General features: G+C 54.6%; 21 protein-coding genes. 7 read left to right on the plus strand and 14 right to left on the minus strand.

The window, feature by feature from the left end; genetic code table 11:
- Positions 1 to 40: 40 nt before the first annotated feature.
- The 4 genes from SIB80_RS02535 to SIB80_RS02550 form a co-directional block, all read right to left on the minus strand.
- Positions 41 to 943: a segregation/condensation protein A gene (locus SIB80_RS02535; RefSeq protein WP_063420848.1), complete on the minus strand. Its 903-nt coding sequence runs from the start codon at positions 941 to 943 to the stop codon at positions 41 to 43.
- Positions 944 to 1,401: 458 nt separating this feature from the next.
- Positions 1,402 to 3,072 (minus strand): NAD(P)H-quinone oxidoreductase subunit 4, encoded by a 1,671-nt coding sequence (locus tag SIB80_RS02540; RefSeq protein ID WP_063404765.1) that lies wholly within the window; start codon positions 3,070 to 3,072, stop codon positions 1,402 to 1,404.
- An 88-nt stretch (positions 3,073 to 3,160) separates the two neighbouring features.
- Positions 3,161 to 5,173 carry an NAD(P)H-quinone oxidoreductase subunit 5 gene (locus SIB80_RS02545; RefSeq protein WP_063420566.1) on the minus strand — a complete coding sequence of 671 codons (2,013 nt, stop codon included), beginning with the start codon at positions 5,171 to 5,173 and terminating at the stop codon, positions 3,161 to 3,163.
- A gap of 34 nt (positions 5,174 to 5,207) precedes the next feature.
- Positions 5,208 to 5,909 (minus strand): NnrU family protein, encoded by a 702-nt coding sequence (locus tag SIB80_RS02550; protein WP_370520985.1) that lies wholly within the window; start codon positions 5,907 to 5,909, stop codon positions 5,208 to 5,210.
- A gap of 133 nt (positions 5,910 to 6,042) precedes the next feature.
- On the opposite strand from SIB80_RS02550, the gene SIB80_RS02555 reads away from it, so the two are divergent.
- Positions 6,043 to 7,014: a LysR family transcriptional regulator gene (locus tag SIB80_RS02555; RefSeq protein ID WP_063420564.1), complete on the plus strand. Its 972-nt coding sequence runs from the start codon at positions 6,043 to 6,045 to the stop codon at positions 7,012 to 7,014.
- 8 nt (positions 7,015 to 7,022) lie between these two features.
- Here the strand turns inward: SIB80_RS02555 and SIB80_RS02560 are convergent, their stop codons facing one another.
- Together SIB80_RS02560 and SIB80_RS02565 are read right to left on the minus strand one after the other, a co-directional pair.
- Positions 7,023 to 7,676, minus strand: coding sequence for a DUF3172 domain-containing protein (locus SIB80_RS02560; RefSeq protein WP_063404769.1), 654 nt, complete (start codon positions 7,674 to 7,676; stop codon positions 7,023 to 7,025).
- Complete coding sequence (locus tag SIB80_RS02565) at positions 7,673 to 8,020, minus strand: NAD(P)H-quinone oxidoreductase subunit M (protein ID WP_011131370.1); 348 nt, start codon at positions 8,018 to 8,020, stop codon at positions 7,673 to 7,675. The genes SIB80_RS02560 and SIB80_RS02565 overlap by 4 nt, the downstream gene beginning before the upstream one ends.
- 108 nt (positions 8,021 to 8,128) lie before the next feature.
- Here SIB80_RS02565 and pds point away from each other — a divergent pair, with 108 nt between their 5' ends.
- Together pds and SIB80_RS02575 are read left to right on the plus strand one after the other, a co-directional pair.
- Positions 8,129 to 9,547, plus strand: a complete 1,419-nt coding sequence (gene pds / locus SIB80_RS02570; protein WP_063420563.1) for a 15-cis-phytoene desaturase — start codon at positions 8,129 to 8,131, stop codon at positions 9,545 to 9,547.
- 3 nt (positions 9,548 to 9,550) lie between these two features.
- Positions 9,551 to 10,492, plus strand: a complete 942-nt coding sequence (locus SIB80_RS02575; protein WP_011131368.1) for a phytoene synthase — start codon at positions 9,551 to 9,553, stop codon at positions 10,490 to 10,492.
- A 41-nt stretch (positions 10,493 to 10,533) separates the two neighbouring features.
- On the opposite strand, the gene SIB80_RS02580 is transcribed toward SIB80_RS02575, so the two are convergent.
- On the minus strand, positions 10,534 to 10,977 hold the full coding sequence (locus SIB80_RS02580; protein WP_011131367.1) for an RNA recognition motif domain-containing protein: 444 nt from the start codon (positions 10,975 to 10,977) through the stop codon (positions 10,534 to 10,536).
- Between the two features lie 70 nt (positions 10,978 to 11,047).
- On the minus strand, positions 11,048 to 12,286 hold the full coding sequence (locus SIB80_RS02585; RefSeq protein ID WP_063420562.1) for a tRNA nucleotidyltransferase: 1,239 nt from the start codon (positions 12,284 to 12,286) through the stop codon (positions 11,048 to 11,050).
- On the opposite strand from SIB80_RS02585, the gene SIB80_RS02590 reads away from it, so the two are divergent.
- From SIB80_RS02590 to SIB80_RS02600, 3 genes are read left to right on the plus strand one after another with little or no spacing between them, the layout of a single operon-like run.
- Positions 12,285 to 12,536, plus strand: coding sequence for a Ycf34 family protein (locus tag SIB80_RS02590; RefSeq protein ID WP_041384710.1), 252 nt, complete (start codon positions 12,285 to 12,287; stop codon positions 12,534 to 12,536). The genes SIB80_RS02585 and SIB80_RS02590 overlap by 2 nt on opposite strands.
- Entirely contained in the window at positions 12,533 to 13,210 is a 678-nt protein-coding gene (tsaB, locus tag SIB80_RS02595; protein ID WP_063420561.1) for a tRNA (adenosine(37)-N6)-threonylcarbamoyltransferase complex dimerization subunit type 1 TsaB, read from the plus strand. The genes SIB80_RS02590 and tsaB overlap by 4 nt, the downstream gene beginning before the upstream one ends.
- Positions 13,207 to 13,848, plus strand: coding sequence for a YdcF family protein (locus SIB80_RS02600; RefSeq protein ID WP_063420560.1), 642 nt, complete (start codon positions 13,207 to 13,209; stop codon positions 13,846 to 13,848). Before tsaB ends, SIB80_RS02600 begins: the two co-directional genes overlap by 4 nt.
- On the opposite strand, the gene SIB80_RS02605 is transcribed toward SIB80_RS02600, so the two are convergent.
- From SIB80_RS02605 to rpaB, 5 genes are read right to left on the minus strand one after another with little or no spacing between them, the layout of a single operon-like run.
- Complete coding sequence (locus tag SIB80_RS02605; protein ID WP_236066153.1) at positions 13,784 to 14,443, minus strand: lysophospholipid acyltransferase family protein; 660 nt, start codon at positions 14,441 to 14,443, stop codon at positions 13,784 to 13,786. The genes SIB80_RS02600 and SIB80_RS02605 overlap by 65 nt on opposite strands.
- A 48-nt stretch (positions 14,444 to 14,491) precedes the next feature.
- A complete protein-coding gene (gene fabD / locus SIB80_RS02610) occupies positions 14,492 to 15,388 on the minus strand; it encodes an ACP S-malonyltransferase (protein WP_063420558.1) in 897 nt (298 codons plus the stop codon).
- Positions 15,389 to 15,416: 28 nt separating this feature from the next.
- Complete coding sequence (locus tag SIB80_RS02615) at positions 15,417 to 16,436, minus strand: beta-ketoacyl-ACP synthase III (protein WP_063420557.1); 1,020 nt, start codon at positions 16,434 to 16,436, stop codon at positions 15,417 to 15,419.
- Positions 16,437 to 16,491: 55 nt separating this feature from the next.
- Entirely contained in the window at positions 16,492 to 17,838 is a 1,347-nt protein-coding gene (plsX, locus tag SIB80_RS02620; RefSeq protein WP_063420556.1) for a phosphate acyltransferase PlsX, read from the minus strand.
- Positions 17,819 to 18,565 carry a response regulator transcription factor RpaB gene (gene rpaB, locus SIB80_RS02625; RefSeq protein WP_063396737.1) on the minus strand — a complete coding sequence of 249 codons (747 nt, stop codon included), beginning with the start codon at positions 18,563 to 18,565 and terminating at the stop codon, positions 17,819 to 17,821. The genes plsX and rpaB overlap by 20 nt, the downstream gene beginning before the upstream one ends.
- Positions 18,566 to 18,670: 105 nt before the next feature.
- Between rpaB and radA the strand changes: the two genes are divergently transcribed.
- Positions 18,671 to 20,065: a DNA repair protein RadA gene (gene radA / locus SIB80_RS02630; protein WP_063420555.1), complete on the plus strand. Its 1,395-nt coding sequence runs from the start codon at positions 18,671 to 18,673 to the stop codon at positions 20,063 to 20,065.
- A 14-nt stretch (positions 20,066 to 20,079) separates the two neighbouring features.
- On the opposite strand, the gene SIB80_RS02635 is transcribed toward radA, so the two are convergent.
- Positions 20,080 to 20,601 carry a photosystem I assembly protein Ycf3 gene (locus SIB80_RS02635; protein WP_011131357.1) on the minus strand — a complete coding sequence of 174 codons (522 nt, stop codon included), beginning with the start codon at positions 20,599 to 20,601 and terminating at the stop codon, positions 20,080 to 20,082.
- Positions 20,602 to 20,710: the final 109 nt, after the last annotated feature.

Below are 20,710 nucleotides of genomic sequence, written 5' to 3' on the forward strand. Positions count from 1 at the left end.
TTGTTAGGCCTCAGCTCGGTTAAACAACATAGACCTCCATTCAAGCGGCATTCACGACTTCGGCCGGAGTGGCAGCTGGCACGTTAAGGCTGGTAAGTGGGAGCTGAGCAATGGTTCCTGGGGCCAGCAGTCGCTTCAGTCGTAGGGGGGCATAGAGGGATCCTTCCTGTGCCAGCTCCACTTTTCCTTGTGAGCATAGAAATAACAGAGCCCAGAACACGCCCACCCGATCCGTGTCCAGGTCTGCTGTTGAGACCTGTTCCCACTGACCAACCAACTGCTCGAAATCAACCCAGTGCAGGGCCTGTTCCCAAGCGTTGAGGAAAACTCCTAAGGCTGCAGTCGTTTCAGGAAGTTTTTCCCGGTGCGCCAGAGCTGTGACTTGGGCAATGGCCTCACGCTCGCTCAAACGTTTATTGCGTTTGCGGCGTCGCTGTTGCAGTTCGTCGGATTCGAGTTGCTCGGCGATGGATTCCAGTTGTTCGATGAGCTCGCCAAGAGTCACTGGCCTACGAAGGGGCGGTGGTGCTGCCGGACGACGTAAGAGGTGGCGCTCTGGGCGCCTGGGAAGCGCAAAACTTGGATCTAGCCAGCCTTGCTCTCCCAGCTCTGCTTCGAAGCCTTCTTCAAACAGAGGTTCAGGTGGAAAGGTTTGGGCTTCGAGAACCTCTGCTTTGAGACCAACCAGGACTGATGCGGCCAAAAAGGCTTCGCTGCTGTCTGCTAAATCCTGTTCATAACTGCCGCCTTGCCGTTGAACTTGTGCGGCCACTTGCTGGGGCACCTCAATGCGCTGGCGTAGTTGATCGAGGAAACCATCAACCACAGCGATCACATCGACATCCCAGGGATCTAATTCACCTCGCTCTGCGGCATCTTGCAGCAGGCGGATTGCAAGGCGTGCGCCTGAATCAGCCCCCCTGTTCAGTCCATCATCCTGCAAGGCAAAGATCACGCTTGAAATAAGTTATCGATCTTGTTAGGCGCGCGCTAGGGGGATTCCATAGATCATCATGCCTTTAAAGGGTTATATGAATTGGGTTAGGAGGAAGCTGATGAGGTGGTTTCTAGTCAGCTTCCGTCTCAACGTTTGATCGTCTTGCTTGGTCTTGGTCGGTTGAGTTGGTGGCTTAGAGGCTGAGGTCGGGATTGCTTGGCATGGTTCTACATCAGGCACTCCCGGCAGTGAATAAGTATCTATTGTTAGCCCTTATGCAATACCATCCAAAAGGGCTCGAGAGAATTGTGAATCGCTTTGTTGGGGGCGAGGCACAAGATCAACATGAAACTGATCTGGCGAATTCCTTAAAACAGGAACTAATTAATCATTACTGCTGCAGACTTCAGGATACTTCGCTATTCAAAGAAAGGCTGAAGCTCTTATTTCCTAGTGAGCTGCTCCTATCGCGTTTGAGTGATCGGCAGCCTTGGGGATGAGACCAAAGCAGGCGTCATGGTGGTGTTTCGAATCATCAATGCTGAGGGTTTTTTGATGCTTTGCAGGGCTAATTCATCTCGCTTTACTAATTCTTGGATGGATGCGGTATAGCTATCGGTCATGAGTCGGGGGTAGAGGCCAATGCCGATGATCGGCACGAGTAAGCAGCTAATGATGTAGACCTCTCTTGGTTCGGCATCAACCAGGTTGGTATGGGAGACCAGTTGGGCATTCTCTTTGCCGAAGAAGATTTCTCTCAGCATTGAGAGTAGATAGATTGGGGTAAGGATGACGCCGATTGCCGCAAGCCCTGCAATCACAATCCGGAAAGTCAGCGTGTAGGCCTCATCGGTAGCAAAGCCCACGAACACCATTAATTCAGAAACAAAACCACTCATGCCAGGCAGAGCGAGGGAGGCGAGTGCACAGACAGTCCATAGGGCGAACATGATTCGCATCTTTTGACCCACTCCTCCCATCTCATCAAGTTGCAAGGTGTGGGTGCGGTCGTAGGTGGCTCCTACAAGGAAGAACAGACTGGCGCCGATTAGACCATGACTGATCATCTGCAGCATGGCGCCACTCGTTCCTAGGGCACTGAAGCTGCCAATGCCGATCAGTACAAAGCCCATGTGGCTAATTGAGCTATAGGCGATCTTGCGTTTGAGGTTGCGCTGGGCGAAGGAGGTGAGAGCTGCATAGATGATGTTGACCACCCCAAGCACGATGAGAAGAGGGGCGAACTGGGCATGGGCTTCAGGTAGCAGTTGAGCGTTAAAGCGCATCAAGGCATAGCCGCCCATCTTCAGCAGGATGCCTGCAAGCAGCATGTGAACTGGCGCCGTTGCTTCTCCATGGGCGTCGGGTAGCCAGGTGTGTAGAGGCACAATTGGCAGCTTGACGCCGAAGGCAATGAGCAGTCCGGCGTAACAGAGCAACTGGAAACCTGTCCCAAAGCTTTGTTGGGCGAGGTTGGTGTATTCGAAGTTGGGTGTGCCTCCGCCAAAGAACCCCATGGCTAGGGCCACCAGCAGGATGAACAGCGAACTGCCAGCGGTATAAATGATGAATTTTGTGGCTGCATATTGCCTTTTTTTGCCACCCCAGATCGCTAGCAGCAGGTAGACCGGCAACAATTCCAGTTCCCAGGCCAGGAAGAACAGCAGCATGTCTTGAACGGCAAAAACTGCGATCTGGCCGCCATCCATTGCCAGTATCAGGAAAAAGAACAGCTTGGGTTTGAACGTCACTGGCCAGGCTGCCAGGACTGCCAGTGCTGTGATGAAACTGGTGAGCAGAATGAGTGGCATCGAGATGCCATCGGCTCCGACGGCCCAGGTGAGGCCCAGATCAGGTAGCCAGCTCACCCGTTCGGATAGTTGTAAGCCGCTCAGGCTGGGGTCATAGCCGTATAGGTAGGCAGCCACGGTGATCAGAAAGGTCACCAGGGCGATGCCGAGTGCAAACCAACGAACCTGCTTACCCTCCCCTTCATCAGGGATGAACGGCACCAGAAAGGCCCCCACAATCGGGAACAGAATTGAGAGGCTCAGCCAGGGGAAGTTAGCGCTCACTTGATCACTCAGCAGCTCGGCACCTGTGTCCAAGGGTGCGCTTATGGCAAACTCCAGCACGGACAGGCCTTTTCAGCACTGGTCGGAGTGTAGAAATGCTTGGCGTTCTGACACTGCATCGATAGGCGATAACACACAATTTGGTTTATCAGCTCACAGGATTGCCTAGGACGCCGAAAAGCACGACTAAGGCGATGACACCACCGAAAACGATGAGGGCGTAAAACTGAGCGCGGCCTGTTTCAAAGTACTTAAGACCTTCGCCACTTCCAAGCGTGAGTAGGCCGGTGAGATTCACCACGCCGTCAACCACCTTGGCATCCACTTCAAGCACTTCACGAGCCAGTTTGCGGCTGCCGCGTACGAAGATCTTTTCATTGATGTCATCCAAATACCACTTGTTGGCCAGGAAGGTATTGATGACAGGGAAACGATTGGCAAATAGTTCTTCGAGATCGAGGCGGTGCAATGCATAAGCCAAGACAGCCAAGCTGATGCCTGCTGTTGAGATCGCCACTGAAGCACCTGCGAGTGGCAGGAATTCACTCCAGTTGAATGTTGCGGCCATTTCAAGGGCCTCCTCTGGGTTGAGCAGGCCTGCAAAGCGGCTGTTCCAGGGGGTGCCGAGTAGACCAATCAGCATCGAGGGCACTGCCAAGACTGCTAATGGCAGAGTCATGGACCAGGGCGACTCATGCAGCACCCCGCCTTGATGAGGATGCTCGTCTTCACTGCCTTTGCCCGCAGCAGCAAGCAGGTTTGCCTGAAGGGTTTTGTCGTCTCCGCGGAATGGCCCTTCAAATGTGAGGAAGTAGAGGCGGAACATGTAGAAGGCCGTCATCCCTGCTGTCAGAAAGCCCACAACCCAGAGCAATGGGAAGGTTGTGAATGCTTGTCCAAGAATTTCGTCCTTGCTCCAGAAGCCTGCTAGAGGGGGAATGCCGCTGATGGCAATGCAGCCGATCAGGAAGGTGATGGCTGTGATCGGCATTTTTTGGCGCAGGCCGCCCATCAGCCTCATGTCTTGGGCCAGGATGGGCTCGTGACCAACAACGTCTTCCATGGCGTGGATCACTGAACCTGAGCCAAGGAAAAGCATGGCCTTGAAAAAGGCATGGGTCACCAGGTGGAACATTCCTGCTACGGGAGCGCCGCAGCCCATCGCCAGCATCATGTAGCCAAGTTGAGACACCGTGCTGTAAGCCAGTCCCTTCTTGAGGTCCATCTGGGTGAGCGCGATCGACGCTCCCAGAAAACAGGTGATCGTGCCGATCAAGGCGATCACCAAACCCACCATGGGGAACTGGCTGTAGAGAGGTTCGAGCCTGGCAACGAGGAAGACACCGGCGGCAACCATGGTTGCCGCATGGATGAGAGCTGAAATTGGTGTGGGCCCTTCCATGGCATCGGGAAGCCAAACATGAAGGGGGAATTGAGCTGACTTGGCCATCGGCCCCATGAAGACCAATAGGCATAAGGTCAAGGCCGCCCAGCCTGGAACGGTGCCGTTCGCGATGGCATCTGACAAGCCATTCGCAATGCCATGGAAATCAAAACTGCCCGTTGCCCAGAAGAGTCCGAGAATGCCAAGGAGCAAGCCAAAATCACCCACACGGTTGACGACAAAAGCCTTTTGAGCTGCATGGGCGGCACCATCTCGGTCGTACCAGAAGCCCACCAGGAGATAGGAGCACATCCCTACCAGCTCCCAAAACACGTAGATTTCGAGAAGGTTGGGGCTGATAATCAAGCCCAGCATCGAGCTGCTGAATAGGGCTAGATAGGTAAAGAAACGCACGTAGCCCTTGTCGTGGGCCATGTAGCCGTGGGAGTAGATCATCACCAGCAGAGCGATGGTGGTGACCAGGGCAAGCATCACGGCCCCAAGGGGATCAATCACATAACCCATTGGCAGAATGAAACTGCCGGCGCTGGCCCAGACGAAGAGATGTTCGACAGGTGCAGCACCGCTCAGCTGCTCGGCGAGGACTGCATAGCTCAAGACGGCGGCAGCACCTAGAGAGGTGAGCAGCAGCACAGCTACCGGCTTACGCAGGCGGTTAATGGTGCGGTTGAAACTGATTAGTCCCAGGCCTGTGGCGATCGCTCCGAGTAGGGGGAACACCGGGATTAACCAGGCGAGGTCGGCGGCCGAGGTCATCCGGTCCAGGCAGGATCATGGGAGTGTAGGCAATTCAGCTCAGCAGGCCTTCCAGCTTGGAGGAGAGGAAGGCCGCGCTGCCGATGGGGATGAAGCGATGGGCATGCCAGAACACTCCCACAGCGATAGCGATGCCGAGCTGGGAAGGCTTCAAAGCTTCTTGCCATAGCAATTGTTGTCGTCCATCGATCACCGCCCTGAAGGGGATTACGGAGGTGTTTTGACGCAGTTCCTCAAAAGCATCGCCGAAGCGGGCTCGCAATCTGCGGTCGCCATGCCAAACAGCAAATAAGTGATGGCCGATCAGGCCTAAACAAGTCACCAGCATGAAGCTGCTGCCAATCCAGAGCGCATGGGAGAAACACCAGAGGATTTGGCCAATGGCTTGGGGATGTCTACTGATGCGGATGATCCCCGTGGCATAAAGCCGTACTTTCGGCTTGAGCAAGGCTGGGATTTCCAGCAGGTTGTAGGTGGCGGGATAGAGGAAGAGGAAACTGATGGCCGTGAGGGCCCAGATCATTGGCACCATGCCTGGCACCCCTTGCAGATTCCAGAGCCGCAGCCCGTCATAGCGATGTGCGAGGAAGTAACCGATCACCACCACAGCGGAGGGAATGCTTGTTGCGGCAAAAATCAATCGCCATGCCCTAGCCCCGATTTTGGTTTCGGCATGGCTACGTAGGGCTGCTCCGCCGCTGTGGATTACAGCGAAGAGAAACAACAGAACAAGCATCACAAGGGTGCTGTGATGGAGCCCAGTGGATGACAATTGTGCCAAGCGGCAGTGGCAATGATTATCGATTCTGGCGTCCAGGCTTTTCCGCTTACAGTTTTTCTGTTGTTACTGCCGGGTTGGCAGGTCCTCCATGGCCGATCTGCCGTTCACACTCGATCAGTTGCGCATCCTCCACGCCATCGTGAGTGAGGGCAGCTTTAAGAAAGCAGCCGATAGCCTTTATGTCACGCAGCCGGCGGTGAGCCTGCAGATTCAGAACCTGGAGAAGCAGTTAGAGGTCTCCTTGTTTGATCGTGGGGGTCGCAAGGCTCAGCTCACCGAAGCGGGCCGACTTCTCTTGAGCTATTGCGAGCGGATTCTTAGTCAGTGTCAGGAAGCCTGCCGAGCCCTTGATGATCTGCATGACCTCAAAGGTGGATCGTTAGTGATTGGGGCTAGCCAGACGACTGGCACCTATTTGATGCCGCGCATGATTGGCTTATTTCGCCAAAAGTACCCGGACGTGGCTGTGCAATTGCAAGTGCACAGCACCCGACGCACCGGTTGGAGCATTGCCAATGGTCAAATTGATCTAGCGATCATTGGAGGCGAGCTGCCAACGGAGCTCAACGAACTTCTTCAGGTTGTGCCTTACGCCAGCGATGAACTGGCCCTGGTTCTTCCGGTGAAACATCCTTTGTCGAGGCTTGTTGAACTCACCAAGGAAGATCTCTATCGCTTGGGCTTTATCAGTCTTGATTCCCAGTCCACCACTCGCAAGATGCTGGACCAGCTGCTGGCTCGATCTGGCTTGGATGTGCAGCGCTTGCGGATAGAGATGGAGCTCAATTCTCTTGAGGCGATCAAGAATGCAGTTCAATCTGGTCTTGGGGCAGCTTTTTTGCCTGTGGTATCGATTGAACGTGAACTCACCGCCGGCACAGTGCACAAACCGTTGGTGGTTGATCTGCAGGTGCGTCGTCAGCTGAAGTTGATCAGCCATCCTGCGCGTTACTGTTCACGTGCAGCAGAAGCCTTTAGGCGTGATGTGCTGCCAGTCTTTGCTAGTGCCGATAGCCCCATTCGTCAGAACAGGGCCGTTCTTGCAGATGGCAATGGTTAAGAGTCGACTCAGAATTGATCCGCTTCCGGTGTTACGCCCACGGAATCGTCAGCAACTCCTTTAGTAATAAATTTATTCTCTCTGATATCTGTCTGGTAGACGCAGCGGACGATTGGTTTATCGCGGATTGAACCGATATAAGCGAAGGTGTTCATGCGTTGCTTGCACTCTCTCACCTGGCTATTGGTGACGGCACCTTGTTTTTCCAGCACCGTCCAGTTTTCCCTACGAATGACACAGCCAGGCTGCAGACTTGGCTGTGTGACAAAACTGCTTGAAGGGTTAAGCGTGGTGTACATCTCAACGTCGATGACGAAGGCGCTGGCCCCCCACTGTCGACAGAATTCAGGATCAGGCACAGCCATGTCCAGCTGCTGACTGCTGGCAATGTTGCCTTGGTCGCCTTGGGTGGTGCTAGTGACAGCACTGCCGATCCCGATTCCAACGATCAGAACCCCTGCGAGTACAGCCAGGCTGGCTGTACTCAAGCGGATGCCATTGCCTCCTGGTGGGGTGGGAGGGCCAGAACGACTTGAAGGGGAACGGTCATAGCTGTAGTCCTCGCTTTCATAGCGGTTGCGGCGCGAGTAGCGGTCCCCGCGGCCTCCCTCTTGGCCATAGCTCTCAGGAGGCGATTGGCGGTTGTATCGGGAGCGATTCACAACAGCTCAGGGGTACGCGGGAGCCCCATGGAGTAATTCAGCACGCGGCACTCTGGGTTGTAGCTCAATTTTCCAGCCTGAAGCAGCTTTCGGATTGTTCCTTCGAGTTCTGAGCCAATTCTGCGCAGGTTGTAGTCGCTAAGTTCGCCTCCGGCATGCGAGGCCACCAACTCTGCGAAGCGTTGCTGGATCTCTTTTGTGACGGATTCTGTCCAAAGAAACTCGTTGTCAGGATCGAGATCAAGCGTGAGCTGGTTGGGGTCTGGAACGAGATCATTGTTTTCAACCCTGGCCGTGAAGATCCTGACGTGACGGGTCGTGCACTTCAATAGGGTCTCGTTCATGGCATGGACCGGTCCCGCAATGGGGCCCGCTAGAGCAAGTGAAGGGACTCTAGGAAGAGAATGGGGGAGGGCTCCTTTTAGGGTTGATGTTTACTTGTCGTGAGAAGCATGCGCGTTGCCATCGCAGGAGCAGGTCTGGCTGGACTCTCATGTGCCAAATATCTAGTTGATGCGGGACACATTCCAGTTGTTTATGAGTCCCGCGATGTGCTTGGCGGCAAAGTTGCGGCTTGGAAGGATGAGGATGGTGACTGGTATGAGACTGGTTTACATATCTTTTTTGGGGCTTATCCAAATATGCTCCAGTTGTTCAAAGAATTGGGCATCGAGGAGCGTTTGCAGTGGAAAAGTCACTCGATGATCTTCAACCAGCTTGAGGAGCCTGGAACCTACAGCCGCTTTGACTTTCCTGATCTTCCAGCTCCATTCAATGGAGTGGCAGCAATTTTAGGGAATAACGATTTGCTCAGCTGGCCAGAGAAGGTTGCCTTCGGCTTGGGTCTCGTACCGGCAATGTTGCGAGGCCAGGATTACGTGGAGGAGTGTGATCAATATTCTTGGACTGAATGGCTGAGGCTCCACAACATCCCTGAGCGGGTGAATGAGGAGGTTTTCATCGCCATGAGTAAGGCATTGAACTTTATTGACCCTGATGAGATTTCAGCCACTGTCATCCTCACGGCGCTCAATCGATTTCTTCAGGAAAAGAATGGTTCCAAGATGGCCTTCCTTGATGGGGCCCCTCCTGAGCGGCTTTGTCAACCGATGGTGGAGCATATTCAGTCTCATGGTGGCGAGGTTTATCTCAACAGCCCCTTGCGGGAGATCAAGCTCAGTGAAGACAGCAGTGTGGAGAGCTTTCTGATTGGAGGTGAGCCGGGCAGTGAACCTAGGAATGTTCAAGCCGATGCTTATGTCAGTGCTCTTCCTGTGGATCCGCTCAAATTGCTTTTGCCGGCCCCTTGGAAGCAGATGGAGGTGTTTCGCAAACTCGATGGACTGCGCGGTGTTCCAGTGATCAACATTCATCTCTGGTTCGATCGCAAGCTCACGGATATCGATCACCTGCTCTTCAGTCGTTCCCCTCTTTTGAGTGTCTACGCCGATATGAGCATTACCTGCAAGGAGTACGAAGATCCAGATCGCTCTATGTTGGAACTGGTCTTTGCTCCAGCCAAAGATTGGATCGGCCGTAGCGATGAGGACATCATCGAAGCCACATTGGCTGAGCTCAAGAAGCTTTTCCCGATGCACTTCACAGGCGAAAAACAGGCCAAACTGCGCAAGTACAAGGTCATTAAGACACCCCTGTCGGTTTATAAGACCACCCCTGGGTGTCAGAAGCTTCGCCCGAGCCAGGAGACTCCGATTGCCAACTTTTTTCTCGCTGGTGACTTCACAATGCAGCGATACCTTGCGTCGATGGAGGGTGCGGTGCTCAGCGGCAAGTTGTGTGCAAATGCCGTGGATAGCTGTGGGGAGAAGTTATCCGCGGCCCAGTCTGTTAGCAAGCCTCTCCAGGCCTGAAGAATGACTCAGCTAGCGCCGGATTCGTCGATTATCAATGCTCAGGCTTGCTTGAGTCTTGATGAGGCTTATGAGGCTTGTCGGAAGGAAACAGCTCAGTGGGCGAAAACCTTCTATCTCGGCACCATGTTGCTTCCTTCGATCAAACGCAGAGCGATTTGGGCCATCTATGTGTGGTGTCGGCGAACTGATGAGCTGATGGATAGCGCAGAGGCTCAGACGCGTCCTGTTTCAGAATTAGCGAATCGGCTTGATCAATGGGAAGAACGCACTCGAGCCATGTTCGCTGGCCAGGTGCTGGATGGCCTCGATGCGGTCATGGCAGACACTCTTGAACGTTTCCCTCAGTCCATACAGCCTTATCTGGACATGATTGAGGGGCAGCGCATGGATCTGAATCAGCATCGATACGCCACCTTTCAGCAGCTAGAGCTCTATTGCTATCGAGTGGCAGGCACTGTGGGTTTGATGACCCAGCACGTCATGGGTCTTGACCCTGCATACACAACAGCCCCTTGGAGTTCTTCTCCAGAGACATCAGATGCTGCTATCGCTCTGGGAATTGCCAATCAACTGACCAACATTCTTCGTGATGTCGGAGAGGACCGTGGTCGTGGCCGTATTTACATTCCCCAGGAAGATCTCGACCGATTTGGTTATTCAGAAGCTGATTTGATGGCTGGACGTTTGAATAGTGCTTGGAAGGATTTGATGGCTTTCCAATTGGAGCGTGCTCGCGAGTGGTTTGCCCGGTCGGAAGCTGGAGTGCGCTGGCTATCTCAAGATGCCCGTTGGCCAGTATGGGCTTCCTTGCGGCTTTATAGAGGGATCCTCGATTCCATCGAACGCTTGGACTATGACGTTTTTAATAATCGGGCTTATGTGAGTCGCTGGATGAAGTTGGTTGATCTTCCTCTGTCATATCTGATGGCCCAAGCACGCTGAGGCTAGACAAACAGATTTTGAAAGAGGAGTACCGGTTCAGTTCAAACAGTTGTCTTTTGATTGGCGAGGAGATCCTTCAGTTTGGAAAGTTCTCCAGCCCAGCGTGGGTCGGGTGCTTCTTCAGCAGGCGCATCACTGTGTACAACTTTGTTGGCCGATTTTCTGGCTGATCCTGGGGCATTGCCGCTTGAATTTGTACCGTTGCGGCGTGAACCACCACCGGATCCTTCGTTTGTATTGCGGCGTTCAGAACGCTCAACCCGCAAGTTGTTTCCGTTGAATTCTCGGCCGTTGAACTGTTCAATTACCGCATTGGCAATTTTCTCATCATTGACATTGGCGAAGCCGAATCCACGACAACCTCCAGTTTCTCGGTCGAGAACTGCCTTGAAGCGAATCCCATCTCCAACGCTGGCCAGCTGCGTTTCCAGCTCTTTGCTTTCAAAAGTTTGCGGCAGGTTGCCGATGTAAAGGCGAACGCTCATGAAAAAGAGAGGGGAATGAGAAAAGGATGTGGATCAGGCCGATCGATGTCCTTATTGCCAGTGCAGTTAATCACAGCAAGGTTTGTTTTTGTGCCCACCAGTAAGTTGCCGCCTTAAAAGCTTGCTTTCGATTCTGTACCCGACCAAAGGCTTTTTCTTGGCAGAGATGGCGAAGCAGCTCACCTAGAGCTTGACCTTTGGGGAGTTTGAGGGTCTTTTGCAGTGCATAGCCGTCCACAGGAGGTGAGGGGTGGAACAGAGGATCATCCGCGTTCCGCCAACGCTCTAGCCACTGCACCTGGCTGATGTGCGGGAGCTGCAGGATGAGGGCTGGAAGGTCTGTTTCTAGATCGAGGTGCAATTGCAGCCGATCCAATTCGCTGAGGCTTGCAAACGCCATACCGTCGTTGCGGTCTTCCCAGTAACGAAGGAGTTGGCAGCGTTGACATTGCCGTCGGCTGAAGCGCAATGCGCTCAGCCCCTCATTGCTGAGCAGATGAGTGAGACGAGCCAAGGGAAGGGCAACGGCTTGCTCTTCAGGTTTGAGGAATTTGGCAACCTTTAAACATGGTGCTGGTCGGCTGATTCTTTCAATGGTGTTTTGCCAACAATCCAGTAGGCCAGTGCGCAGCAGCAGCGGCAGCACGTCATCGGCCCAAGGCGCAGCCACGATCCGTTGTAGTTCTGCCTGAATTCGTTCAGGAGCTGCTTGGGGCAGAAGTCTGTGGTGGCAATTGATCCATGCCAAGGTTTGCTTTCCCAGGCTGAGCTGCAGTTCGGCTATCAGTCGCAGACCGCGCAGCAACCTCAGGGGATCGTCGAGCAGGTTTTGCTCACGTACCGCAACAAGTTTTTTTTGCTCCAGATCACTTAGCCCTCCCGTTGGGTCCACGAGCTGAGGGGTGGCCTCGAGGGTGAGGGCAATGGCGTTGAGACGGAAGTCCCGCCGCCAAAGGTCCTCGTCAAGGTTGGATCCCTCTTGGGCGGCGATGTCGATGGTCCAGCCTTTGATGACCAATCGCGCCATGTCCCTTTCGGCGTCCAGCACCACACATGTGCCTCCCAGTGTCTTGGCCAGGCTGCGGGTGATCTCTAGTGCCTTGCTGGGCACAATGAAGTCGAGATCTGGTTGCTGCTGGAGTCGGCCAAGGAGGCCATCACGAACGGCACCTCCTACTAAGACCGTTCCAGCAGGAAGGTCTTGAATCGATAGTGGCCAGTGATCAGGATGTAATTGTTCCCAAAGGGCCTGGACCCGGATGGTGGGATCACCCTCCAGAATGGGTGCAGCAGAGCGAAGGGAGGGCATGTGTATTTGTGTCGACTGCCGCTGGGTTGATCGTTGCCAGGCCTATCACGCGGTGGAGCGGCAGCACGGGGTTGCCCATCTCAATGCGGCACCGGATCTGGAGCCTCAGAACCCACGCATCCATATCAGTGTGATTGATTTGCCTGAAGGAGTGACAGGCGTGGAATGGGATGTACGCAACTGCGGTAGTTTTCTTTTAGATCATGGGCGCTGGAAGCGATTGTGCCCTGGCCAGGAGCTGCCTCGATGAGCTGTCAGACCGGTTCATCCTTGGAAGAAGATCAGGCTTTTTTGCTTTTGGCACTCCACAGTTCTTCAGAAACGCTTGGTGTAGCTGTTCTCGATTGTCGCGACCCCAAGGCCAGTCGGCGAACTGCAACTTTCCCACTGGGCCGCGGGCTCTCAAATAGTTTGCTCAATTGTGTAGAGGAGCTTTTGCCAGCAGCCTCTTGGCCTCAGTTGGCTCGCTTGGCCGTGGCCATTGGTCCTGGCGGATTTACCGGGACTCGTTTAACCGTCGTGATGGCAAGAACTCTGGCCCAGCAGCTTGGTTGTTCCCTCGATGGGGTGAGCAGTTTTGCTTTGATGGCTCCTCGCTTGGCGGTTGCGTTAAGCGATGAGCAAATGGAGCAGCCATTTTGGATCGTGAAAACCTTGCCCCGGCGAGGAACTGTGGCCGGTCGTTATCAGTTGCAAATGGCTGCAGACGGTGGCGCTGCAAAGGTTGTTGTGGAGTTGGAATCGCCCCATTTGTTAGCAGAGGATTTCAAGGCCTTCCCTGCCCTTGATGCCCAAGATGATGTGGCTAAGGATGTGGAGCATTTACTTGAGCTCTGCGCCACGGCGCACAGTTTGGACCAGGAGGTCGCCTGGACTGATGTGCTTCCTATTTATCCGACATCTCCGGTGGTGGTTTCGCCTTGAGGAGTTGGTGTCGTCCTGGGGCGATTGTTGTAGGAGGCCTCTTGTTCTGGCTAATTGCTGCCGGACCTTTGCGTCCTTATCGGCAAGCGCTAACGAATGGGAAGCCTCCTCAGTTGATCTTGGTACTAGGAGGTGATGTTGATCGTGAGCATCTTGGCATCCGATTGGCGAGGGATTTGAATTTGCCTTTGGTTGTTAGTGGTGGTAGCAACCTGGAATATGCCCAGTGGTTGGTTCGTGAGGTGGGGATTCCTCTGAGTCAGGTTCAGCTCGACTACCGCGCTAAGGACACCCTGGGTAACTTCACGTCTCTTGTGGATGAACTGCGCTTAAAGGGCATCCAACATGTCTTACTGGTGACTAGTGAGGATCATTTGCCCCGTTCCATGGCCGTGGGTCATGTTGTGGCTGGTAGCCGAGGGATCCGCCTCACAGGCATCTCTGTCTCTTGCGCTAATCAATGTCGGGAGGAGGGGTTGCGCAAGCGGATTAGCGATTGGGTAAGGGCTTGGGCTTGGGTGGCTACAGGTCGTGATCTTAAGGATTGGGCACAGCGGCGCTGGCCAGAGGCACTCAGCGCTGGCGGCGGAGACGCTCTTCTGCCGAACTCAAAAGTCCTTGATCCAGCAGCGCATTGATTCTTTTTTGGAGTTCTGCGCTGGTGGCTTCCAAGTCGTGTTTACGTCGGCTGGAAGGTGGTGGGATCGGTTCGCCGATCCGCAGTTGTATTGGTATGAGTCGGGGCAATTGTCCACGTTTACCAAGGGCACGGTGGCTATTGATAATCGCTACTGGAAGTAGGGGCGCATCGCTGCGAGCCGCTAGCAGTGCGGCTCCAGGCCTGGGGGCATTGACGCGGCCGTTGGCTTGGCGAGTGCCATCAAGGAAGACCCCGATGGCCCAGCCTTCGCCCAAACGGGCAGTTGCCATGCGGATGGCTTCCCTGTCACTGGCGCCGCGTTTCACCGGGTAAGCACCACAGGCACGGATGATTGCTCCTAAGAGGGGGATCCGGAACAGTTCTTCTTTGGCCATGAAGGCCACAGGGCGCCCAAGAGCATGGCCAAGAAGGGGCGGGTCGAGGTGAGAGCCGTGGTTGGCGACGACCACAACAGCACCTTGACGCGGAACATTTTCATTGCCAAAGGTGCATCCCCTAAATAGACCCCGGAAGATGGGAAACACCAGTAGATAGCTCACGAGTCGATAGGTGAGACTTGGCTGCGGTGTCATTAGCACCGGCATGCTTGAGCTCAATAGGGGATTGGCTTGGGTCAAAGTTCAATTCCCCAGGTCTGCAGAACAGCTCAGCTGGATGGTCGCAACTCCTGGAAGAGATCGCTTGACGAGACCACTGAGCACATTGCCAGGGCCGATTTCGACCACTGTGTTGACCCCTTGGCTGGCCATGGTATCCATCGTTTCGCGCCAACGGACGCCTGTTGTCATTTGATCTTTTAGCCGTTGCTTCAGCAAGTTGGCATCGCAGGTTGGGATTGGATCGGCATTGCAGAGAACGGGGACACGGGCGTCTTTGAAAGTCACTTGATCCAGTTCAGCTGCAAATTCTGTGGCCGCTGTGGCCATGAAAGGCGAATGGAAGGCTCCCGAGACTGGCAACGGAATCGCTCGCTTGCAGGTCAGCTGGCTGCTGACCTTGCTAACAGCCTCTGGGGTGCCGGATAAAACCACCTGGGCAGCACTGTTGTCATTGGCGATCACGACTCCTTCTGTGTCTGCTACCAGAGCTTCTAGCTGTGTGCGGTCAAAGCCCAATATGGCTGTCATGGCCCCACCACCGGCTGAGGCCATCAGTTCTGAGCGGCGTCGCAGCAGCAGCAGGGCGGTGTTTACATCAAAAACCTCAGCCGCATAGAGGGCTACAAGTTCACCCAGGCTGTGCCCTGCGATGAGCGATGCCTCACGACCCTGCCTGCGCAGTTCATCCACCAGTAATGATTCAACGACAAAAAGTGCCGGTTGAGTATTGCGGGTGTCATTGAGGTCGGCCGGGTCATGATTGGCTTGGTCGCTACCGCGGCAAATCGCAAGGAGATCACGTCCCATTAGTTGAGAGGCGAGGGCAAAGCGCTCTTCGGCATCGGGCAAGCTGATGATCGGGTCAGCCATGCCCAGCTTTTGTGAGCCCTGACCAGGGAACACCCAAGCGATCGACATCAGAATGGTCTAGCGATTTAGCGCGAGCCTAGATGGGCCCATGCCAGCGGATTAACGCTGCACCCCAACTGAGACCAGCTCCAAAACCGCTGCTTGCGATCAGTTGACCAGGTTTAATTCTTCCGTCTTGTACGGCTTCATCAAGCATGAGTGGGATGGTGGCTGCCGATGTGTTGCCGTACTCAGCCAGGTTGCTGAGCACCTTGGCCTGCGGAATGGCGAAGCGATTTGCTACTGCATCGAGGATGCGTTGATTGGCTTGATGAAGCAGGAGCCAGTCCAGCGACTCCGGGGCTGTGTTGGTGGCTTTGAGAAGGGTTTGGAGGATGGCAGGTACTTCTCGGACAGCGAATTTGTAGACCTCCTGTCCGTTCATCTGAATTGGCTTAAAACCGCCTTGCTGATGGCTATTACCCGCTACCAGGGATAGATGGTTTTGAACTTGCGGCAGGTTGAGGCAGTCGCCGCGGCTGCCGTCAGATTTCAGCTGAAAGCCCAGCAGCCCGTTCTGAGCAGCATTCGTTGCTTCCAGAGCAACAGCTCCGGCTCCATCGCCAAACAGCACACAACTGCGACGATCGTCCCAGTCGACCCAGCGGCTTAGTTGGTCCGCACCGATCACGAGTGCTCGCCGCATTGCACCAGTGCGAAGGAACTGGGCGGCAGTGATCAGGGCGAATAGAAAACCACTACAAGCGGCTGTGAGATCAAAAGCCACTGCTTGGCGAGCTCCCAAAATGGCTTGCAGTTGCGGGGCTGAACCAAAGAGATCATCAGGGGTTGATGTGGCCAGGATGATCAGATCAACACTTTCGGGTTCCCAGCCAGCCATTGTTAGGGCGTTGGCTGCAGCTTGATGGCTTAGGCCTGTCAGCGTTTCATCCGGTCCGATAACACGTCGGGCACTGATCCCAGTGCGGCTACGGATCCATGCATCGCTGGTGTCAACCCTTTGGCCGAGTTGGTCGTTGCTAATCCGTTGGGATGGTGTGGCACTGCCGCAGCCCACCAGAGCTACTCCACTACCGATTGTGGACGTTTCAGCCAAGGGGCAAGTGGTCCAAGGTGGCGTCAGTCAATCACAGCGTTTCGGCAGAGCGCCTTTAGGCGCTTTCAACAGGTGCCTTTTGCAGTTCGGCTAAATCGTCCATGACACCATGGCTCGCTGCGGAGTGGGCTAGTCGTAGTGCACTGACCACGGATAGCGCCTTGCTGCTGCCATGGCCAATCACACAGATGCCATTCACACCCAGCAATAGTGCCCCACCATGTTCTGCATGGTCGAGGCGTTTCTTAATTCGTTTGAGGTTGCTGCGTAGGAACGCAGAACCCACCTTGCCGCGTCTGCCTCGTGGCAGTTCGGCTCGTAATACATCAAGCAGCACGCTGCCGACAGACTCCAGGAATTTGAGGAGCACATTGCCGGTGAAGCCATCGCATACCACCACGTCGAAAGCCCCTGAAAGAACATCACGACCTTCGCAGTTGCCCGCGAATTGAATCCGATGCTCTTCGCTGAGTAGCTCATGAGTGCGAATGGCTAGATCGTTGCCCTTGCACTCCTCTTCGCCAATATTCAGAAGCCCGATGCGTGGGCGAGCCACCTGGAGAACGTCGCGGGAATAGATATTGCCAAGTAGGGCAAATTGGTGGAGGTAGATGGGCTTGCAATCCATGTTGGCGCCCACATCCAGCACTAGCACTGGTTGTGTTGGATCTTTTGTTGGGAATAGAGCACCGATGGCGGGACGGTCTATCCCTGCTAGACGCCCCAGGCGGAAGATGGCTGAGGCCATCATGGCTCCGGAATTTCCAGCTGAATACATTGCTAGAGCTTCGCCCTTTTTGACCAGGTCCATGGTCAGGTTGATGCTGGCGTCGCGTTTGCGGCGCACCACAGTGGCCTCTTCATCCATGCCCACAGAGGGACCGCTTGCGACAAGCTCCAGATGACCAGCGGCTGTGGCTTGGTTGAAGAGTTCGGTGAGACCCATGGCTTGGACAGCACCTAACACTTTTTCGGTCTCTCCGACGAACTTGATGCGGAGGGGAAGTCTTTGAATCGCTTTTAGACAGCCATCAAGAATGGGGCCAGGAGCCTCGTCTCCACCCATGCCATCGACGGCAACCCAGAGCCGATCGCTATTTTTGATGTCCTCCGCTTCTGGGTTGTTTTCGCTGCTTTGTAGTCGCCGCAGTGGATCAAAAACGAGTGGCTGAAGCATGCTTCCTGCCATTGATCCAGCATTCGACACCACGGATCCAGCACTGGAAACAACTGTTCCGGCTACGTTTCCAGCGGCGGAAGCTGAGTTTGTGGCACTTCCTACCAGGCTGGTAACGGCAGCATTGCGGCGATACCAGATCACCAGACGCCTAATGGCTCTGGGGCGGGTGGTCTTGCTCCGGGGCCCGGAGGCCGTGGAGGAATCAGAGTCCTTCGGGGGCAAGGGAGTCGATGATGCGCTGGAACAGGTAGCCGGTACCTCGAGCGGTGAGGATCAGCTCGGGATTGGCGGGATCGTCTTCGAGTTTGGAGCGAAGACGTGAAATATGAACATCCACGACTCTGGTGTCTACATGTCGTTCAGGTGTATAACCCCATACCTCCTTGAGGATTTCGCCGCGACTGAAAGGCTCCCCTGAGCGGCTGACCAGTAGCTCAAGCAGGCTGAATTCCATACCGGTAAGGCGAATCCGCTCATCTCCTCGGAAAACCTGTCGCTTGTTGGTGTCGACTCTTAGTTCAGCCACTTGAATCACCCCTGAGTTAGGGATGCCGGCAACGTGCTCTTTCTCAACTCGTCGAAGCACGCAGCGTATGCGCGCTTCAAGTTCCTTAGGGCTGAAGGGTTTGACGACGTAGTCGTCTGCACCCAGCTCAAGCCCCGTGATTCTGTCAGCGACATCTCCAAGGGCCGTGAGCATCACGATCGGGACATCCGATTCTTTGCGAAGCTCTTGACAAACTCCATAGCCATCAAGCTTTGGCATCATCACGTCGAGCACAACAAGATCAGGCTCACAGTTGTGGAAGATATCGAGAGCTTCGTTGCCGTCACATGCCGTGACCACTTGATAGCCGATCATCGAGAGACGGGTTTCGAGGATCCGACGAATGCTGGCCTCATCGTCGACCACGAGGATCGTCTCTTTAGATGGGCTGGTGGCCGTCATTTTTTTTCTTTGGCGGCTGCAATCAATGAATCTTAGATAAGAGCTGTTAAGGCTTACCGGCCTTTTGGTTCATTTAAAGCCAACTTTCTTTACCTATCTTAGTAAGTGCGCACTGCTTCCGTCTACGTCTGTCAGAGCTGTGGCGCTAAGACCAGCCAGTTTTTTGGTCGCTGCGCCAGTTGCGGAACTTGGAATTCTTTGGTCGAACAGGTCGCTCATTCAACTGATGGTCGCCGCCGCAGTAACAGTTTTGATCCGGCCGTGGAACCAGCGGCGCGGCGCTCGATGGCGATGGCTTCTCTCGGGGATCAACCCGTTCGCCGTCTTGCCAGTGGCTACGACGAATTGGATCGAGTCCTGGGCGGCGGGCTGGTGCCTGGATCAATGGTGTTAGTTGGAGGTGATCCTGGGATTGGCAAGAGCACGTTGCTTTTGCAGAGCGCCACGGCTATGGCACTGCAACACTCTGTGCTTTATGTGAGTGCTGAGGAGTCTGCCCAGCAGGTGAAGTTGCGTTGGCTGCGCCTTGAGGGGATTGCGTCGGACCTGCAGCTTTTGGCGGAAACAGACTTGGAATTGGTGCTTGAGGAATTGGAAGCACTGCGGCCTGAGGTGGCAATTATCGACAGCATTCAGGCTTTGCATGATGGGTCGCTTTCCAGTGCGCCTGGCTCTGTCGCTCAGGTGCGCGAGTGTGCAGCAGCTTTACAGCGTTTGGCTAAGCGTCAGGACACAGCCTTGGTTTTGGTGGGCCATGTCACCAAGGAGGGGATGCTGGCGGGCCCCAAGGTGCTTGAGCATTTGGTCGATGCAGTACTCACTTTTGAGGGCGATCGGTTTGCCAGTCATCGCCTTCTGAGGGCTGTAAAAAATCGCTTTGGAGCCACCCATGAGCTTGGGGTGTTCGAGATGCAGGGGAAGGGCTTAGCTGAAGTCGGGAATCCCAGCGAGCTCTTTCTCAAGGGTGAATCTGCTTCTGGGGTGGCCACCATCGTGGCCTTTGAAGGCACCCGTTCATTGGTGGTGGATCTGCAGGCTTTGGTGGGTGTAACCAGCTATGCCAGTCCACGCCGTACCGCTACAGGATTAGGCACCAACCGCTTGCACCAAATTCTGGCCGTATTGGAGAAGCACATGGGCTTGCCATTGTCACGCTATGACTGTTATCTGGCTGTTGCTGGCGGATTAGAAGTCGAAGAGCCTGCTGCTGATTTGGGTGTCGCCGCTGCCGTTGTTTCCAGTTATCGAGATCTCATGCTGCCAAAAGGCACAGTTTTGCTTGGGGAGTTGGGCTTAGGGGGGCAATTGAGGCCAGTGGGGCAGCTTGGGCAGCGTCTTAAGGAAGCAGTTCGCTTAGGTTTTCATCGTGCAGTAGTGCCGCAGGGCAGTGGCCTAGGACCCATCGGCAAGGAGCTGGAGTTGGAACTACTTGAGGCTGCGAGTGTGACTGAGGCTTTGGTCATGGCCCTTGGTGTGAATCCAGCTGCTGATGGCTGCTGAAGGATGTTTTCGCTTTAGAAATAGACGTCTATGTTGCTTCGGCCTGTTGTCTTCAGCCAGTTCTCAATATCTAGGTAGCCGCCGGGATAGAGCCTTACCGCTTGGGTCCACACGTCTGCAGCTCTGTCGAACAATCGATCAGCTTCGTCTTGCAGACCAGCTTCTTGTGCTGTGCGGCCGCGTTTTTCGTAAATCAAGCCCATGTTCTTTAGGCAGGAGGGCTGATTTGAGTTTTGGTCAAGGGCCCTCTGATAGGTATCAAGAGCGAGGTCCTCGTCCCCGTTGCTCATATAGATGATCGCCATGTTCTTGAGGGTTTCACTGCGGTCGAAGGGGCTTTCCTCAAGCTTGAGACTCTCTTCATAGTTTTCCAGTGCCTCTGCATAGTCGCCTGCGTTCTGGGCTGATAGGCCATCGCGGTAATACACATAGGCTCTTTTCGCCTTATCGTTGATTGGCATCATCTTCACGATTAGATCGGCCATCACCGTGAAGGTCTTGTCAATGAAGTTGTCTTTGTTTTGGGTGCGTGGCACGGCGTGAATAAAGGAATCACACCATTATCCTCGCCTTATTCTGAAAAGACTGTTTTGAGTCTCTGGTGAGATCTTTGGTCTGCAGTTATGGGATGGGCTATGCGTAACG

This window comes from Prochlorococcus sp. MIT 1327 (assembly GCF_047304785.1).
In the GTDB taxonomy this organism is placed as follows: domain Bacteria; phylum Cyanobacteriota; class Cyanobacteriia; order PCC-6307; family Cyanobiaceae; genus Prochlorococcus; species Prochlorococcus marinus_D.

Excerpts from the sequence above, each read along its gene's own strand:
- SIB80_RS02545 (WP_063420566.1), bottom strand. The coding sequence starts at position 5,173 with ATGACCTCGGCCGCCGACCTCGCCTGGTTAATCCCGGTGTTCCCCCTA.
- SIB80_RS02550 (WP_370520985.1), bottom strand. The coding sequence starts at position 5,909 with ATGCTTGTTCTGTTGTTTCTCTTCGCTGTAATCCACAGCGGCGGAGCA.
- SIB80_RS02555 (WP_063420564.1), top strand. The coding sequence starts at position 6,043 with ATGGCCGATCTGCCGTTCACACTCGATCAGTTGCGCATCCTCCACGCC.
- SIB80_RS02565 (WP_011131370.1), bottom strand. The coding sequence starts at position 8,020 with ATGAACGAGACCCTATTGAAGTGCACGACCCGTCACGTCAGGATCTTC.
- pds (WP_063420563.1), top strand. The coding sequence starts at position 8,129 with ATGCGCGTTGCCATCGCAGGAGCAGGTCTGGCTGGACTCTCATGTGCC.
- SIB80_RS02575 (WP_011131368.1), top strand. The coding sequence starts at position 9,551 with ATGACTCAGCTAGCGCCGGATTCGTCGATTATCAATGCTCAGGCTTGC.
- SIB80_RS02580 (WP_011131367.1), bottom strand. The coding sequence starts at position 10,977 with ATGAGCGTTCGCCTTTACATCGGCAACCTGCCGCAAACTTTTGAAAGC.
- SIB80_RS02590 (WP_041384710.1), top strand. The coding sequence starts at position 12,285 with ATGTGTATTTGTGTCGACTGCCGCTGGGTTGATCGTTGCCAGGCCTAT.
- SIB80_RS02585 (WP_063420562.1), bottom strand. The coding sequence starts at position 12,286 with ATGCCCTCCCTTCGCTCTGCTGCACCCATTCTGGAGGGTGATCCCACC.
- tsaB (WP_063420561.1), top strand. The coding sequence starts at position 12,533 with ATGAGCTGTCAGACCGGTTCATCCTTGGAAGAAGATCAGGCTTTTTTG.
- SIB80_RS02605 (WP_236066153.1), bottom strand. The coding sequence starts at position 14,443 with ATGACACCGCAGCCAAGTCTCACCTATCGACTCGTGAGCTATCTACTG.
- fabD (WP_063420558.1), bottom strand. The coding sequence starts at position 15,388 with ATGTCGATCGCTTGGGTGTTCCCTGGTCAGGGCTCACAAAAGCTGGGC.
- rpaB (WP_063396737.1), bottom strand. The coding sequence starts at position 18,565 with ATGACGGCCACCAGCCCATCTAAAGAGACGATCCTCGTGGTCGACGAT.